General features: G+C 69.8%; 15 protein-coding genes, 1 tRNA gene and 1 pseudogene. 6 read left to right on the forward strand and 11 right to left on the reverse strand.

Going from position 1 to position 15,730, the window contains the following annotated elements:
• Positions 1-4: 4 nt before the first annotated feature.
• Together galE and galK are read left to right on the forward strand one after the other, a co-directional pair.
• A complete protein-coding gene (gene galE / locus ACIA8E_RS19330; protein WP_399299718.1) occupies positions 5-982 on the forward strand; it encodes a UDP-glucose 4-epimerase GalE in 978 nt (325 codons plus the stop codon).
• The gene (galK, locus tag ACIA8E_RS19335) at positions 979-2,145 is read left to right on the forward strand and encodes a galactokinase (protein ID WP_399299497.1); all 1,167 of its coding nucleotides are present in this window, start codon (positions 979-981) and stop codon (positions 2,143-2,145) included. Before galE ends, galK begins: the two co-directional genes overlap by 4 nt.
• A 9-nt stretch (positions 2,146-2,154) precedes the next feature.
• Here galK and ACIA8E_RS19340 read toward each other — a convergent pair whose 3' ends face one another.
• Positions 2,155-2,598 (reverse strand): GNAT family N-acetyltransferase, encoded by a 444-nt coding sequence (locus ACIA8E_RS19340; protein ID WP_399299499.1) that lies wholly within the window; start codon positions 2,596-2,598, stop codon positions 2,155-2,157.
• Between the two features lie 277 nt (positions 2,599-2,875).
• On the opposite strand from ACIA8E_RS19340, the gene ACIA8E_RS19345 reads away from it, so the two are divergent.
• Positions 2,876-3,661: a LuxR C-terminal-related transcriptional regulator gene (locus ACIA8E_RS19345; RefSeq protein ID WP_399299721.1), complete on the forward strand. Its 786-nt coding sequence runs from the start codon at positions 2,876-2,878 to the stop codon at positions 3,659-3,661.
• Here the strand turns inward: ACIA8E_RS19345 and ACIA8E_RS19350 are convergent.
• Positions 3,620-4,117, reverse strand: coding sequence for a MarR family winged helix-turn-helix transcriptional regulator (locus ACIA8E_RS19350; protein ID WP_399299502.1), 498 nt, complete (start codon positions 4,115-4,117; stop codon positions 3,620-3,622). The two genes, ACIA8E_RS19345 and ACIA8E_RS19350, sit on opposite strands and share 42 nt — an antisense overlap.
• Positions 4,118-4,206: 89 nt before the next feature.
• Here ACIA8E_RS19350 and ACIA8E_RS19355 point away from each other — a divergent pair, with 89 nt between their 5' ends.
• Both ACIA8E_RS19355 and ACIA8E_RS19360 read left to right on the forward strand, forming a co-directional pair.
• Positions 4,207-5,004, forward strand: a complete 798-nt coding sequence (locus ACIA8E_RS19355; protein ID WP_399299505.1) for a trans-aconitate 2-methyltransferase — start codon at positions 4,207-4,209, stop codon at positions 5,002-5,004.
• Positions 5,004-5,369, forward strand: coding sequence for a VOC family protein (locus tag ACIA8E_RS19360; RefSeq protein ID WP_399299508.1), 366 nt, complete (start codon positions 5,004-5,006; stop codon positions 5,367-5,369). Before ACIA8E_RS19355 ends, ACIA8E_RS19360 begins: the two co-directional genes overlap by 1 nt.
• Positions 5,370-5,483: 114 nt before the next feature.
• On the opposite strand, the gene ACIA8E_RS19365 is transcribed toward ACIA8E_RS19360, so the two are convergent.
• Positions 5,484-6,170, reverse strand: a complete 687-nt coding sequence (locus ACIA8E_RS19365) for a TetR/AcrR family transcriptional regulator (protein WP_030976855.1) — start codon at positions 6,168-6,170, stop codon at positions 5,484-5,486.
• Positions 6,167-7,168 carry an acyl-CoA desaturase gene (locus ACIA8E_RS19370; protein ID WP_399299510.1) on the reverse strand — a complete coding sequence of 334 codons (1,002 nt, stop codon included), beginning with the start codon at positions 7,166-7,168 and terminating at the stop codon, positions 6,167-6,169. Before ACIA8E_RS19370 ends, ACIA8E_RS19365 begins: the two co-directional genes overlap by 4 nt.
• A gap of 275 nt (positions 7,169-7,443) precedes the next feature.
• On the opposite strand from ACIA8E_RS19370, the gene ppc reads away from it, so the two are divergent.
• Positions 7,444-10,173, forward strand: a complete 2,730-nt coding sequence (ppc, locus tag ACIA8E_RS19375; RefSeq protein WP_399299513.1) for a phosphoenolpyruvate carboxylase — start codon at positions 7,444-7,446, stop codon at positions 10,171-10,173.
• Between the two features lie 30 nt (positions 10,174-10,203).
• On the opposite strand, the gene ACIA8E_RS19380 is transcribed toward ppc, so the two are convergent.
• The 7 genes and pseudogenes from ACIA8E_RS19380 to ACIA8E_RS19410 all read right to left on the reverse strand — a co-directional run.
• Positions 10,204-10,674, reverse strand: coding sequence for a hypothetical protein (locus tag ACIA8E_RS19380; RefSeq protein WP_399299516.1), 471 nt, complete (start codon positions 10,672-10,674; stop codon positions 10,204-10,206).
• Between the two features lie 86 nt (positions 10,675-10,760).
• Positions 10,761-11,354: an aminoacyl-tRNA hydrolase gene (gene pth, locus ACIA8E_RS19385; RefSeq protein ID WP_030926788.1), complete on the reverse strand. Its 594-nt coding sequence runs from the start codon at positions 11,352-11,354 to the stop codon at positions 10,761-10,763.
• A 125-nt stretch (positions 11,355-11,479) separates the two neighbouring features.
• Complete coding sequence (locus ACIA8E_RS19390) at positions 11,480-12,067, reverse strand: 50S ribosomal protein L25/general stress protein Ctc (RefSeq protein ID WP_399299518.1); 588 nt, start codon at positions 12,065-12,067, stop codon at positions 11,480-11,482.
• Between the two features lie 182 nt (positions 12,068-12,249).
• Positions 12,250-13,224, reverse strand: a complete 975-nt coding sequence (locus tag ACIA8E_RS19395) for a ribose-phosphate diphosphokinase (RefSeq protein ID WP_399299521.1) — start codon at positions 13,222-13,224, stop codon at positions 12,250-12,252.
• Between the two features lie 120 nt (positions 13,225-13,344).
• Positions 13,345-14,793 (reverse strand): bifunctional UDP-N-acetylglucosamine diphosphorylase/glucosamine-1-phosphate N-acetyltransferase GlmU, encoded by a 1,449-nt coding sequence (gene glmU / locus ACIA8E_RS19400; RefSeq protein ID WP_399299523.1) that lies wholly within the window; start codon positions 14,791-14,793, stop codon positions 13,345-13,347.
• A 108-nt stretch (positions 14,794-14,901) separates the two neighbouring features.
• Positions 14,902-14,973, reverse strand: a tRNA-Gln gene (locus ACIA8E_RS19405).
• A gap of 34 nt (positions 14,974-15,007) precedes the next feature.
• Positions 15,008-15,725 (reverse strand): annotated as a pseudogene (locus tag ACIA8E_RS19410) (hypothetical protein); the annotation flags it as partial.
• Between the last annotated feature and the right edge of the window lie 5 nt (positions 15,726-15,730).

Raw genomic sequence — 15,730 nt, forward strand, 5'->3', positions numbered from 1 at the left:
CCGGATCGGTCCCCGGAAGAAGTACCTGGTCACAGGCGGCGCCGGGTATGTCGGCAGTGTGGTCGCCGCGCATCTTCTCGAAGCCGGTCACGAGGTGACCGTCCTCGACGACCTGTCGACCGGGTTCCGCGAGGGCGTCCCCGCCGGGGCCGAGTTCATCGAGGGCCGCATCCAGGACGCCGCGCGCTGGCTGGACCCCTCCTACGACGGAGTGCTGCACTTCGCCGCGTACTCCCAGGTCGGCGAGTCCGTCACCGACCCGGAGAAGTACTGGGTCAACAACGTCGGCGGATCCACCGCCCTGCTCGCCGCGATGCGTGACGCGGGCGTCCGCACCCTGGTCTTCTCCTCCACGGCCGCGACCTACGGCGAACCGGTGTCCAGCCCGATCACGGAGTCCGACCCGACCGCCCCCACCAACCCGTACGGCGCGACGAAGCTGGCCGTCGACCACATGATCACCGGCGAGGCGGCCGCGCACGGACTGGCCGCGGTCTCGCTGCGCTACTTCAACGTGGCCGGGGCGTACGGCAGCCACGGGGAGCGGCACAGCCCCGAGTCGCATCTGATTCCGCTGGTCCTCCAGGTCGCGCTCGGTCAGCGCGAGTCGATTTCCGTCTACGGCGACGACTACCCGACCCCCGACGGCAGCTGCGTACGCGACTACATCCACGTCGCGGACCTCGCCGAGGCCCACCTCCTGGCCCTGGACGCGGCCACCGCGGGCGAACACCTGATCTGCAACCTCGGCAACGGCAACGGTTTCTCGGTACGCGAGGTCATCGAGACCGTCCGCAAGGTCACCGGCCACCCGGTCCCCGAGACCGCGGCCCCGCGCCGCGCCGGTGACCCGGCCGTGCTGGTCGCCTCCGCCGCCACTGCCAGGGAGCGGCTCGGCTGGCAGCCGAGCCGTGCGGACCTGGCCGGAATCGTCTCCGACGCCTGGACGTTCGCCCGCCGAGAGGAGCCCACCGCGCCATGACCGACAACGCTGAGCTGGTCACCGCTTTCACCGAGCTGTACGGCACCGCCCCCGAAGGAATCTGGGCGGCGCCCGGCCGGGTCAACCTGATCGGCGAGTACACCGACTTCAACGACGGCTTCGTGATGCCGCTCGCGCTGCCGCACACCGCGCGCGCGGCCGTCGCCCGCCGCACCGACGGCGAGCTGCGGCTTCACTCGACCGAGGTGCCGGGCGGTGTCGTCCAGCTCCGCGTCGACGAGCTGGCCCCGCACTCCGGGCACGGCTGGGCGGCCTACCCGGCCGGCGTCGTCTGGGCGCTGCGCGAGGCGGGCCACCAGGTCACCGGCGCGGACATCCAGCTGACCTCGACCGTCCCCACCGGCGCCGGGCTCTCCTCGTCCGCCGCCCTCGAAGTGGTCACCGCACTCGCGCTGAACGACCTCTTCGAGCTCGGCCTGTCCGCGTCCGAGCTGGCGGTGCTTGCGCAGCGCGCCGAGAACGCGTTCGTCGGAGTGCCGTGCGGGGTCATGGACCAGATGGCGTCGGCCTGCTGTACCGACGGCCACGCCCTGCACCTCGACACCCGCGACCTCACCCAGCGCCAGGTCCCGTTCGACCTGGCCGCGCACGGTCTGCGGCTGCTGGTCGTCGACACCCGGGTCAAGCACGCGCTGGGCGACGGCGCGTACGCGGAGCGGCGGGCCGGCTGCGAGGCGGGCGCGCGGGCGCTCGGCATCGGGATGCTGCGCGATCTTCCGTACGACGGTCTCGGCGCCGCGCTCGACACCCTCGCCGAGTCCGGCGCCGACGAGTCGGTCGTGCGGTACGTACGCCATGTGGTCAGCGACAACGCACGGGTGGAGCAGGTCATCGCGCTGCTCGACGCGGGCGATGTGCGCGGCGCGGGCCCCGTCCTCACGGCGGGCCATGTCTCGCTCCGTGACGATCTGCGGGTCTCCTGCCCCGAACTGGACCTGGTGGTCTCCGCGGCGAACGCGGCCGGGGCACTGGGGGCGCGGATGACCGGCGGTGGCTTCGGCGGGTCGGCGATCGTGCTGGTCGAGGAGGCGGACGCGGACGCGGTCACCAAGTCGGTGCTCGAGGCGTTCACTTCGGCGGGATACGCGACGCCCGGGGTCTTTCCGGCGGTCCCGTCGGCAGGCGCCCGCCGCACCGGCTGAGCCCGTCGGTCAGCCGAAGGTCTTCGTCAGGATGAACTCGGTGACACCGGGCGGGTAGTTGTCGACCTGCCCGATCACCTCGTACCCACGCCTGCGGTAGAAGCCGGGGGCCTGGAACCCCCAGGTCTCCAGCCGGGAGCGGGTGCAGGCACGGTCCGTCACGGCCACCCGTTCGGCCTCGGCGAGCAGCTGCGAGCCGAGGCCGGAGCCGCGATGCCGGTCGTCCACCCAGAGCAGATCCACATGGAGCCAGTACGCCCAGGTGCGTCCGGTCAGTCCGCCGGCCAGCCCGCCTCGGCCGTCCATCGCCCATACCTCCAGCGGGAGTTCGTGCTCGGCGGGCGTGGCGAGCAGGGCGCGGAGCTCCGGGGAGCGCTCCCTGTTGCTGCGGTGCAGCCGTTCACCCAGCAGAAGGCGACGATCTTTGTCTACTTCTGTCGCAAGACGAAACATGAACCACACCCTAAACACCGAGGTCCATCAGTTCTGTCAATTGCCTTCCGCTCCGGGCCCTCAGTCGTACGCTGATGCACAGCACCGGTGGGGGCCGGTGCTTATTCAGGGGTACGAGACAGTCGGGTACGGCGCCCGGGGCGGGGTGGCAGTCGGCACACGGCGGCGGCCGTAGGACTGAGGTTCACCCATCGCTCCGGGCGTCGTGCCCGCACCGGTCCGTCCCCGTCGGGGGGCCAGGGGGTGGCCCCGCACCAGACGCAGCATGGGGGTGCCTGTGGTTCGTATCCGGGTTCTCGTGGTGGACGACCACCGCATTTTCGCCGAGTCGCTCGCGGCGGCCCTCGCGGCCGAGCCGGACGTCGACGTGGCGGCGGCAGGCAGTGGCCCCGCCGCGCTGCGATGTCTGGAGCGGGCGGCCGCCGAAGGCCGTAGGTACGACGTGATACTCGTCGACGCCGAACTCGGCATCCTGTCGCCGGGCGGTGGACGCATGGCCTCGGGCCCGGTCCCGGTCCCCGCACCGAACAGCGGAGAGAGCGCGCCGGTCGACGGGCTCTCGCTGGTCGCCGGCGTCCGTTCGGGTCAGCCGTCCGCCCGTACGGTGGTGCTCGCCGAGAAGGACGACCCGCGCCGGGCTGCGCTCGCGCTGCAGGCCGGGGCGTCGGGCTGGGTCGCCAAGGACTGCTCGCTGCAACGGCTGCTCACGGTCATCCGGGGCGTGCTCCGTGACGAGACGCATCTGCCTCCTGCGCTGCTCACCGGTGTGCTGCGGGAGCTGACGGCGGCCCGCAAGCACCGCACCGAGAGCGAGCGGCTGGTCGAGTCGCTGACCCCGCGCGAGCGCGAGGTGCTGCGCTGCATGGTGGCGGGGCTGGGCCGCAAGGCGGTGGCGGAGCGGCTCTTCCTCTCCCCGCACACGGTGCGTACGCATATGCAGAACGTGCTGGGGAAGCTGGGCGTGCACTCGACCCTGGCCGCCGTCGCGCTGGCCCGACGGGCGGGCGTCGGACCGGCCGAGCTAGCCGGGGATGTTGTCGAACGGGGCGGTCAACTGGCGTAGCAGCGAGGCCAGTTCACCACGCTGGTGACGGGAGAGTTCGGCCAGGATGGCACGCTCCTGGGCGAGCAGGCCGGCCAGCGACTGGTCGGCCTTGTCGCGCCCCTCGGGGGTGAGCCGGACCAGCACGCCCCGCCGGTCGCTGGGGTCGGGGAGCCGCTCGACGAGGTTCTTCTTGGTCAGCCGGTCGATGCGGTTGGTCATCGTGCCCGAAGTGACCAGCGTCTGGGTCAGCAGCTGGCCGGGGGAGAGCTGATACGGGGCACCTGCGCGGCGCAGCGACGTCAGTACGTCGAACTCCCACGGCTCAAGATTGTGTTCGGAGAACGCGATCCGTCGGGCCCGGTCGAGGTGACGGGCGAGGCGCGAGACGCGGCTGAGCACCTCGAGCGGTTCCACGTCGAGGTCGGGGCGCTCGCGGCGCCATGCAGCGACCAGACGGTCGACCTCGTCCTCCATGTGGATCAGTGTAAAGGGTCTGTCGACATGAAGTCTCTTGAATTCAAGTGTCTTGACATCAAGATACCTCGATGGTGATCCTGGACTGCATGACGACACCCACCTGGGACCCCCAGCAGTACCTGCGCCACGCCGACCACCGAACCCGCCCGTTCCGCGACCTCCTGGCCCGCATCCCACAGCTCCCGGCCGCACCCGCACCCCGCATCGCGGACCTCGGCTGCGGAGCGGGCAACGTGACGGCCCTCCTCGCCGACCGCTGGCCCGAGGCCCGCATCACCGGCTACGACAACTCCCCCCAGATGCTGGAACAGGCCCGCGCCCACGCCACCCCCTTCCTGGACTTCGCCGAGGCGGACGCCATCACCTGGACGCCGGACGAACCGTACGGCCTGATCGTCTCCAACGCCCTGCTCCAGTGGGTCCCCGGCCACGCCGACCGTTTCCCGGCCTGGCTGGACGCCATCACCCCCGGCGGTACGTTCGCCTTCCAGGTCCCCGGCAACTTCGACCAGCCCACGCACGTCCTGATGCGCGAACTGGCCGAGTCCCCGCGCTGGCGCTCCCGCCTGACCGGCATCCTGCGCCACGCCGACGCCGTCCTGACACCCACCGCCTACCTGGACGCGCTCACCGCCCCCGGCGTCACGGCGGACGTCTGGGAGACCACCTACCTCCACCTCCTCCAGGGCGAGGACGCCGCCCTGGACTGGGTCAAGGGCACCGGCCTGCGCCCGATCCTGACGTCGCTCGCGGACGACCCGCAGGCCAAGGACGCCTTCCTCGCCGAATACCGCGACGCGCTGCGCACCGCCTACCCGACGGGCCCGCACGGCACGGTCTTCCCGTTCCGCCGCATCTTCGCCGTGGCCCACAAGGAGAAGTGATGATCGCCGCACTGGACCACGTCCAACTGGCCGCCCCGGCAGGCTCGGAGGACGCACTCCGCGCCTTCTACGTGGACGCCCTCGGTATGACGGAGATCCCCAAGCCCCCGGTCCTCGCAACCCGCGGCGGCTGCTGGTTCCGGACGGGCCCCGTCCAGCTGCACCTGGGCATCGAAGGAGAGTTCCGCCCGGCGAAGAAGGCCCACCCGGGGCTACGGGTCACGGACATCGAGGCGTTCGCGGCTCGGCTGGAGGCGCACGGCGCACCGGTGCGCTGGGACGGCGACCTGCCGGGACACCGCCGGTTCTTCAGCCACGACCCGGTCGGCAACCGGCTGGAGTTCCTGGAACCGGTGGACGGCTGAGCGGCGGAGCCGGTTCGGGACGTGACGCCGGCAACGGCCGACGGGCCTACCCCTGACGACAGGGCGGGCCCGCTCACGCACCGTGTCGGCGCGCCGGTTCCTCCGGGTGGCCGGTCAGTTCTTCCGGTGGCCGATCAGCCGCGGCTTCGACTCCAGATTCTCCAGGCCGTGCCAGGCCAGGTTCACCAGATGCGCCGCCACCTCCGCCTTCTTCGGCTTGCGTACGTTCAGCCACCACTGGCCCGTCAGCGCCACCATGCCGACCAGCGCCTGCGCGTACAGCGGGGCCAGCTTCGGGTCGAAGCCGCGGGCCTTGAACTCCAGGCCCAGGATGTCCTCCACCTGGGTGGCGATGTCACTGATCAGCGACGCGAAGGTGCCCGTCGACTGGGCGACGGGGGAGTCGCGGACCAGGATGCGGAAGCCGTCCGTGTACGTCTCGATGTAGTCGAGCAGTGCGAACGCGGCCTGTTCCAGGAGCTCGCGAGGGTGGCCCGCCGTCAGGGCGCCGGTCACCATGTCGAGGAGCTGGCGCATCTCGCGGTCCACCACGACGGCGTACAGGCCCTCCTTGCCGCCGAAGTGTTCGTAGACGACCGGCTTGGAGACGCCGGCCCGGGCCGCGATCTCCTCGACCGAGGTGCCTTCGAAGCCCTTGTCGGCGAAGAGGATGCGGCCGATGTCCAGCAGCTGTTCGCGGCGTTCCTTGCCCGTCATCCTCACGCGGCGGGTCCGCCGGGTGGAGGAGGGACGGTTCTTCTCGCTGCTCGTGCTGCCGTCGGTCGCCACGTCGTCAATCATGCCGCGTCGGCGCGCGCGGACTCGCGCCGGGAGTCGATACGCCGGGAGTCGATCCGGGACGCGTCCGGCCAGCGCACGTCGTACGCCCAGCCGAGCTTCTCGAACCAGCGGATCAGCCGGGCGCTGGAGTCGACCTGGCCTTTCATGACCCCGTGCCGGGCGCTCGTCGGGTCCGCATGGTGCAGGTTGTGCCAGGACTCGCCGCAGGACAGGACCGCCAGCCACCACACATTGCCGGACCGGTCGCGGGACTTGAAGGGGCGCTTGCCGACCGCGTGGCAGATGGAGTTGATCGACCACGTGACGTGGTGCAGGAGAGCCACCCGAACGAGAGAGCCCCAGAAGAACGCCGTCGCCGCACCCCACCACGACATCGTCACCAGACCGCCGACCAGCGGCGGGATCGCCAGCGAGACGATCGTGAACGTGAGGAAGTGACGGGAGATCCCGCGGAGCGCCGGGTCCTTGACCAGGTCCGGGGCGTACGTGTGCTGCGGGGTCTGCTCCTCGTCGAACATCCAGCCGATGTGCGCCCACCACAGCCCCTTCATCAGGGCGGGGAGCGTCTCGCCGAACCGCCACGGCGAATGCGGGTCGCCCTCGGCGTCGGAGAAGCGGTGGTGCTTGCGGTGGTCGGCCACCCAGCGCACCAGCGGGCCCTCCACGGCGAGCGACCCGGCGACGGCCAGCGCGATACGGAGCGGGCGTTTCGCCTTGAAGGAACCGTGGGTGAAGTAGCGGTGGAAACCGATCGTGATGCCGTGGACGCCGGTGAAGTACATGGCGACCAGCAGACCGAGATCGAGCCAGCTCACACCGCGGCCCCAGGCCAGCGGCACCGCCGCGACCAGCGCCACGAACGGCACGACGATGAAGAGCAGCAGCGCGATCTGCTCGATCGAACGCTTGTTGTCGCCGCCGAGCGTGGCGGAGGGGAGATCCGGATCGTCGGCCGCCGGTGTCCGGGCGTCGTCGATCACGTCGGGGGTGGTGTTCATGGGGGGCCCCTGGAGGGTGAGAAGTACGACGGACAGCTCTGGCTACGCATCCGTAACCTACGGCTTCGTAAGTATGGCAGCGTCGAGGCCCGCAGCACGAGAGCTGCGGGCCTCCGCCATGAAGGGGATCAGTGGTCGGGCCGAGAGCAGCGCCGACGGCGCGGACACCTATCCTGGAAGCGTCGGACAGCGCGGTCCGCACTCTGCTTTCCCGGGGCCCGTGCCAGCCGCCGGCCCCGGATCCGGTGCTCAACCACTGCAAGGAGCCGCACACTGTGAGCAGTGCCGACCAGACCCCCGCCGCCAACGCCGAGCTGCGCGCCGACATCCGCCGCCTCGGCGACCTGCTGGGCGAGACCCTCGTACGCCAGGAGGGCCAGGAACTCCTCGACCTCGTCGAGCGTGTCCGCGCCCTGACCCGCACCGACGGCGAGGCCGCCGCCGAACTCCTCGGCGACACGGACCTGGAGACCGCCGCACAGCTCGTGCGCGCCTTCTCCACCTACTTCCACCTGGCCAACGTGACCGAGCAGGTCCACCGCGCCCACGAGATGCGCGACCGGCGCGCCGCCGAGGGCGGGCTGCTGGCCCGTACCGCCGACCGGCTGAAGGACGCGGACCCCGAGCACCTGCGCGAGACCGTCAAGAACCTCAACGTACGGCCCGTCTTCACCGCACACCCCACCGAGGCCGCGCGGCGTTCCGTACTGAACAAGCTCCGCCGCATCGCCGAACTGCTCGACACCCCCGTCATCGAGGCCGACCGGCGCCGCCACGACCTGCGGCTCGCCGAGAACATCGACCTCATCTGGCAGACCGACGAACTGCGCGTCGTCCGCCCCGAGCCGGCCGACGAGGCCCGCAACGCCATCTACTACCTCGACGAACTGCACGCCAACGCCGTCGGGGACGTACTCGAGGACCTCGCGGCCGAGCTGGAGCGGGTCGGCGTCGAGCTGCCCGCCGGAACCCGCCCGCTGACCTTCGGCACCTGGATCGGCGGCGACCGCGACGGCAACCCCAACGTGACGCCCGCCGTCACCTGGGACGTGCTGATCCTCCAGCACGAACACGGCATCACCGACGCGCTGGAACTCGTCGACCACCTGCGCGGTCAGCTCTCCAACTCCATCCGCTACACCGGCGCCACCGACGAACTGCTGACCTCCCTGCAGGCCGACCTGGAACGCCTCCCCGAGATCAGCCCGCGCTACAAGCGGCTGAACGCCGAGGAGCCGTACCGTCTCAAGGCCACCTGCATCCGGCAGAAGCTCGTCAACACCCGCGAGCGCCTCGCCGGCGGCACCCCGCACCGCCCCGGCTGCGACTACCTCGGCACCGCCGAACTCCTCGCCGACCTGGAACTCATCCAGACCTCCCTGCGCGAACACCGCTGCGGCCTCTTCGCCGACGGGCGGATGAACCGCACCATCCACACCCTCTCCGCCTTCGGCCTGCAGCTCGCCACCATGGACGTACGCGAACACGCCGACGCCCACCACCACACCCTCGGCCAGCTCTTCGACCGGCTCGGCGAGGAATCCTGGCGCTACGCCGACATGCCGCGCGACTACCGGCAGAAGCTCCTCGCCAAGGAGCTCCGCTCACGCCGCCCGCTCGCCCCGACCCCGGCCCCGCTGGACGCCGCGGGCGAGAAGACCCTCGGCGTCTTCCACACCATCAAGGAAGCCTTCGAACGATTCGGCCCCGAGGTCATCGAGTCGTACATCATCTCGATGTGCCAGGGCGCCGACGACGTCTTCGCCGCCGCCGTACTCGCCCGCGAGGCCGGACTGCTCGACCTGCACGGCGGCTGGGCCAAGATCGGCATCGTGCCGCTCCTGGAGACCACCGACGAGCTGCGCGCCGCCGACGTGATCCTTGACGAAATGCTCGCCGACCCGTCCTACCGGCGGCTCGTCTCCCTCCGCGGCGACGTCCAGGAGGTCATGCTCGGATACTCCGACTCCTCCAAGTTCGGCGGCATCACCACCTCCCAGTGGGAGATCCACCGCGCGCAGCGCCGGCTCCGCGACGTCGCCCACCGCTACGGCGTACGGCTGCGGCTCTTCCACGGCCGCGGCGGCACCGTCGGCCGCGGCGGCGGCCCCTCGCACGACGCGATCCTCGCGCAGCCGTGGGGCACGCTGGAGGGCGAGATCAAGGTGACCGAACAGGGCGAGGTCATCTCCGACAAGTACCTCATCCCCGCGCTCGCGCGGGAGAACCTGGAGCTGACCGTCGCGGCCACCCTCCAGGCGTCCGCGCTGCACACCGCGCCCCGCCAGTCCGACGAGGCCCTCGCACGCTGGGACGCGGCGATGGACACCGTCTCCGACGCCGCGCACGACGCGTACCGCAAGCTGGTCGAGGACCCCGACCTGCCCGCGTACTTCTTCGCATCCACCCCCGTCGACCAGCTCGCCGAACTCCACCTCGGCTCGCGCCCCTCGCGCCGCCCGGACTCCGGCGCCGGACTCGACGGTCTGCGGGCCATCCCGTGGGTCTTCGGCTGGACCCAGTCCCGGCAGATCGTGCCCGGCTGGTACGGCGTCGGCTCCGGGCTCAAGGCACTGCGCGAAGCAGGCCTGGGCACCGTTCTGGAAGAGATGCACGAGCAGTGGCACTTCTTCCGGAACTTCATCTCGAACGTGGAGATGACACTCGCCAAGACCGACCTGCGGATCGCCCGCCACTACGTCGACACGCTCGTCCCCGACGAGCTGAAGCACGTCTTCGCCGACATCGAGGCCGAGCACGCGCTCACGGTCGAGGAAGTCCTGAAGGTCACCGGCGGGACCGAACTGCTCGGCACCAGCCCGGTGCTCCAGCAGACCTTCGCCATCCGCGACGCCTACCTGGACCCGATCTCCTACCTCCAGGTCTCGCTCCTGGCCCGCCAGCGCGCGGCCGCAGAGCGCGGCGAGGAAGCCGACCCGCTGCTCGCCCGGGCCCTGCTGCTCACCGTGAACGGTGTCGCCGCGGGCCTGCGCAACACCGGCTGACCCGCCGGGCAGTACGCGGGCGCGGTTCTGTCACAGGGCGATGAACGTCGCCACCAGCAGAGCCGCGCCCGCGATCCCGGTGGACCAGGCGATCCGGGTCAGCCGCAGACCACCACCGATGATCAGGGCGGCCAGCAGCAGCGCACCGCCCAGCGGCGTCCAGGCATGCAGAAAACCCGGAAGCCCCGTGCGTACGACGACGTCCGTGCCGGGCTTCACGACGACCGGGAACCTGCCGCCCTTCCGCACCGCGACGGACTTCTCCGTCGTCACGCGCGGGCGGGCGGTGGCGCCGTCGGCCGGAGCGAACGGCCCCGTACAGACGTCGGCACCGCAGCCGGTGACGGTCATCGTGCCGTGCTCGCGGCCCTTGGCGAGGACGATGTGCTGCGCCGAGTCCCAGGACGACACGACGCCCGCGACGAGCAGCAGCAGCGCGATACAGCCCATGGCCGCGCTGCGGCCGTACAGGAGGGCGCGGTGGGAGGGGCTCCGCTTCATGGGGAGCGATCCTTGGCCAAGCGAACGCTTTCGGTCAACTCAGAGTCAGGCCATGGCCAGAAAAGACCCCGAATTGCGCGGCTAACTCACGAGTTGTACGCGCTCTGCGCGCGCTCCAACCCCTCGGCGAGCAGGCACTCCACCGAATCCGCCGCCCGGTCCACCAGATAGCCGAGCTCCTTGCGCTCGGTGGACGAGAAGTCCTTCAGCACGAAGTCCGCAACCTGCATCCGGCCCGGCGGCCGGCCGATCCCGAACCGGATCCGGTGATAGTCGGAGCCCATCGACTTCGTCATCGATTTCAGCCCGTTGTGCCCGTTGTCGCCGCCGCCCAGCTTCAGCCGCAGCATCCCGTAGTCGATGTCCAGCTCGTCATGGATCGCCACGATGTGGTCGGTCGGCACCTTGTAGAAGTCGCGCAGCGCCGTGACGGGGCCACCGGAAAGATTCATGTACGACATCGGCTTGGCCAGGATCACGCGGCGGTTCGCCGGTCCGGGCGAGCCGATGCGGCCCTCGACGACCTGCGCCTGGGCCTTCTGCGCCCGCTTGAACTTCCCGCCGATCCGCTCCGCGAGAAGGTCGGCGACCATGAAGCCGACATTGTGCCGGTTCGCCGCGTACTCGGGACCGGGATTGCCGAGGCCCACGATGAGCCAGGGGTCGGTGGCTTCGGACATCTGCTCGGTCTCCTTCGCGTACGGATGGTTCCGGATGGCCCGGATACAGGCGGACGGGGCGGCGGGTCCCCGAAGAAGGAACCGCCGCCCCGTCAGTGAAGCAGGTGAAGCGTGGAGGGCGAGGCTCAGGCCTCGGTGCCCTCGGCCTCGGCCGCCTCGGCGGTCGGCTCCTCGGCCTGCGCGGAGACGACCTGCAGGACGACAGCGTCCTCGTCGCCGGCCAGCACGGAGCCGGCGGGCAGCGGGATGTCCTTGGCGAGGATGGAGTCACCGGCGTCGAGGCCCGCGATGGAGACCGTGACGGACTCGGGGATGTGGGTGGCCTCGGCCTCGACGAGCAGGGTGTTCTGCACGTACTCGAGGAGGTTGCCGCCCGGGGCCAGCTCGCCCTCGACGTGCACGGCGATCTCGACGTTGACCTTCTCGCCGCGCTTGACGGTCAGCAGGTCGACGTGCTCGATGTCGCCCTTGAGCGGGTTGCGCTGCACGGCCTTCGGGATGACCAGCGTGTCCTTGCCCTCGATCTCCAGACCGATCAGGACGTTGGCGGTGCGGAGCGCAAGGAGCAGCTCGTGGGCCGGCAGCGTGACGTGGACCGACTCGGCGCCGTGGCCGTAGACGACCGCGGGGACCTGGTTGTCACGGCGGGCGCGGCGGGCGGCACCCTTGCCGAACTCGGTACGGACCTGGGTGGCGAGCTTGATCTCGGCCATGACTGCACTCCTCGTGGGGTGACGAAAACTGGATGGTCACCCGGCCCACGACAGGCCTGCTACGAAGAGCGCGTCGATAACGGACCGCCGTACCCATGAGTACGGCCTCCCTCGCCGAGCAACTCGCTGAGTCTACCCGGCGGGGAGGCCGCGCCCAAAGTGGATCTTTTCCGCAGTGCTGCTTACTGCTCCTCGAAGAGGCTCGTCACCGAACCGTCCTCGAAGACCTCACGCACCGCACGCGCGATCGTCGGCGCGATCGAGAGCACCGTGATCTTGTCGAGCTCCAGCTCGCCCGGGGTCGGCAGCGTGTCCGTGAAGACGAACTCGCTTACCTTGGAGTTCTTCAGCCGGTCCGCAGCGGGGCCGGAGAGCACACCGTGCGTCGCCGTCACTATGACGTCCTCGGCGCCGTGCGCGAACAGCGCGTCGGCGGCGGCACAGATGGTGCCACCGGTGTCGATCATGTCGTCGACCAGGACACACACCCGGTCCTTGACGTTGCCGACGACCTCGTGGACCGTCACCTGGTTCGCGACATCCTTGTCACGGCGCTTGTGGACGATCGCCAGCGGGGCGTCCAGACGGTCGCACCAGCGGTCGGCGACCCGTACACGGCCGGCGTCCGGGGAGACGATCGTCAACTTCGACCGGTCGACCTTGGCACCGACGTAGTCGGCGAGGATCGGCAGTGCGAAGAGGTGGTCGACCGGACCGTCGAAGAAGCCCTGGATCTGGTCGGTGTGCAGGTCGACGGTGAGGATGCGGTCGGCACCCGCCGTCTTCATCAGGTCGGCGATCAGACGGGCCGAGATCGGCTCGCGGCCACGGTGCTTCTTGTCCTGACGGGCGTAACCGTAGAACGGCACGATCACCGTGATCGAACGGGCCGACGCGCGCTTCAGCGCGTCCAGCATGATCAGCTGCTCCATGATCCACTTGTTGATCGGAGCCGTGTGGCTCTGGATCAGGAAGCAGTCGGCGCCGCGGGCGGACTCCTGGAATCGGACATAGATCTCGCCGTTGGCGAAATCGAAGGCCTTCGTCGGCACGAGGCCGACACCCAGTTGGTGCGCAACCTCCTCGGCCAGCTCGGGGTGGGCGCGGCCGGAGAAGAACATCAGTTTCTTCTCGCCGGTCGTCTTGATCCCGGTCACAGCACAGTCTCCTCAGACGTGTTCCTGGCGCTGCACGCATGTGTCCCGATGTGCAACGAGCCAGCCGAAATGGGGTGAGCATCTATCACGGTACGCCGTGCGCGGCGCACCCGTTTCCGGTCAGCTTTCGCTGTCTTCCTCCTGTGCAGCGGCCTGAGCCGCCTGCGCGGCAGCGCTGCCCGGACGCTTACGGGCCACCCAACCCGCGATATTCCTTTGCTGGCCGCGGGCGACGGCCAGCGAACCGGGCGGCACATCCTTGGTGATCACCGAGCCGGCGGCGGTGTACACACCGTCCCCGATCGTGACGGGCGCCACAAACATATTGTCCGAACCGGTCCGGCAATGTGAGCCGATCGTCGTGTGGTGCTTCGCCACACCGTCGTAGTTCACGAAGACGCTCGCGGCGCCGATGTTGGTGTGATCGCCGATCGTCGCGTCGCCGACATAGCTCAGATGCGGCACCTTCGTGCCCTCGCCGATCGTGGCGTTCTTCATCTCCACGTACGTACCGGCCTTGGCCTTCGCGCCGAGCCTGGTGCCGGGGCGCAGATACGCGTACGGGCCGACCGTCGAGCCCGGGCCGATCTCCGCCCGGTCCGCGACCGAGTTGTCGACGCGCGCGCCCGCGTGGACGGTGGTGTCCGTCAACCGGGTGTTCGGGCCGACCTCGGCGTCCTCGGCGAGGTGCGTGGTACCGAGCAACTGCGTACCGGGGTGCACGATCGCGTCCGGCTCGTACGTCACCGTGGCGTCGATCACCGTCGTCGCCGGGTCCACGACGGTCACGCCGCCCAGCATCGCCCGCTCCAGCAGCTGCTGGTTCAGCAGGGCGCGGGCCTGGGCGAGCTGCACCCGGTTGTTGATCCCGAGGATCTCGCGGTGGTCGGCCGCGACCGAGGCGCCGACGCGGTGCCCGGCCTCGCGCAGGATGGACAGCACATCGGTGAGGTACTCCTCGCCCTGGCTGTTGTCGGTACGGACCTTGCCGAGGGCGTCGGCGAGCAGCCGCCCGTCGAACGCGAAGACGCCGGAGTTGATCTCACGGATCGCGCGCTGGGAGTCGGTGGCGTCCTTGTGCTCGACGATCTCGGTGACCGCCCCGCTGGCGGCATCCCGGACGATCCGGCCGTAGCCCGTGGCGTCCGGGACCTCGGCGGTCAGCACGGTGACGGCGTTGCCATCGGCCGTGTGGGTGGCGGCGAGTGCGGTGAGCGTCTCGCCGGAGAGCAGCGGGGTGTCGCCGCAGACGACGATCACGGTGCCCTCGACGGTGCCGCCGAGCTCTTCGAGACCGACGCGCACGGCGTGGCCGGTGCCGCCCTGGACGGCCTGGTAGGCGGTCCGCACCTGGCTGTCGACGGTGGCGAGATGCGCGGTGACCTGCTCGCTCGCATGGCCCACGACCACGACGAGGTGCTCGGGGGCCAGCTCGCGGGCGGCGGTGACGACATGTCCGACGAGCGAGCGCCCGGAGATCTCGTGCAGAACCTTGGGAGTCTTCGACTTCATGCGGGTGCCCTCACCCGCTGCGAGGACGACGACGGCTGCCGGGCTGTTGACGCTCACAGATATGCCCTTCGGCTTCGGATGGTGGACATCCGCAGGATACCGGGGGCATACGGGGCGGACATGAGTGCGGGCCCTGACCGTGAGGTCAGGGCCCGTGAGTGGAGGCTCCCCCACCAGGATTTGAACCCGGACAAATAGCACCAAAAGCTACTGTGCTGCCAATTACACCATGGGGGATCAAATCCGACTGAACCGGACATTCGGTCTGGCTGTCGGAACGACTGGCACCGAACACTATGCCGTACCAAGTGCCTTCCACGCGACGATATAGGTCGGCGCTCTTGGTGACGTAGATGAGCCAGACAGCCGCGGTATGCCTCGGTGGTGTTCTTCCGGGTGGTCTTGGGGTTGTGCTTCTTCAGAGTTGCTTTCTGGAATGCGGAGGCGGGGACGCCCGCAAGCTCGGCCCGGAATCGCTCGGCTTCGGCGACATCGCCCGACTCGTGGATGCTGACCCGGAAGTGCATGCGCTCGCGTGAGACCCCGAGCAGTTCGAGCCAGTGCAGATACAGCGTGATGACGTTGGGGTCACTGTTGATGAACTGGAGGCTTTCTCGGCGGCTGTACGTCTTGTCCTTGGCTCCTTCGGCCCAGTAGAGCGTGACTCCGGCGATGAACGGGTCTCGGTCCGACAGTTGGCCGACAGCGTCGCGTGCGCGAGCCTTTGTCTCCTGCCGTTCCTCGTCTTGGCCAGCGCGCAGGCGCGACAGGCCGGCGGTCATGAGAGCGCGGCGTTCGTCGTCCGTGTGGCGCGACTCCGGTTTCGGCAGATCCCGTACCCACAGTGAGATCGAGCTCTTTGAGCACCCCAGCTCCTCCTGGATCTGGTCGTACGTCATGCCCTGCAGTCGTAGCTCTCGCGCCTTCTCCCGGAGGTCGTCCTTGGCGCGCGGCCGTTTCGTCCACTCCGGTGCGGGCTCGCCTTTCACGAGTC

This window comes from Streptomyces sp. NPDC051664, from assembly GCF_044453545.1.
Classification (GTDB): Bacteria; Actinomycetota; Actinomycetes; order Streptomycetales; family Streptomycetaceae; genus Streptomyces.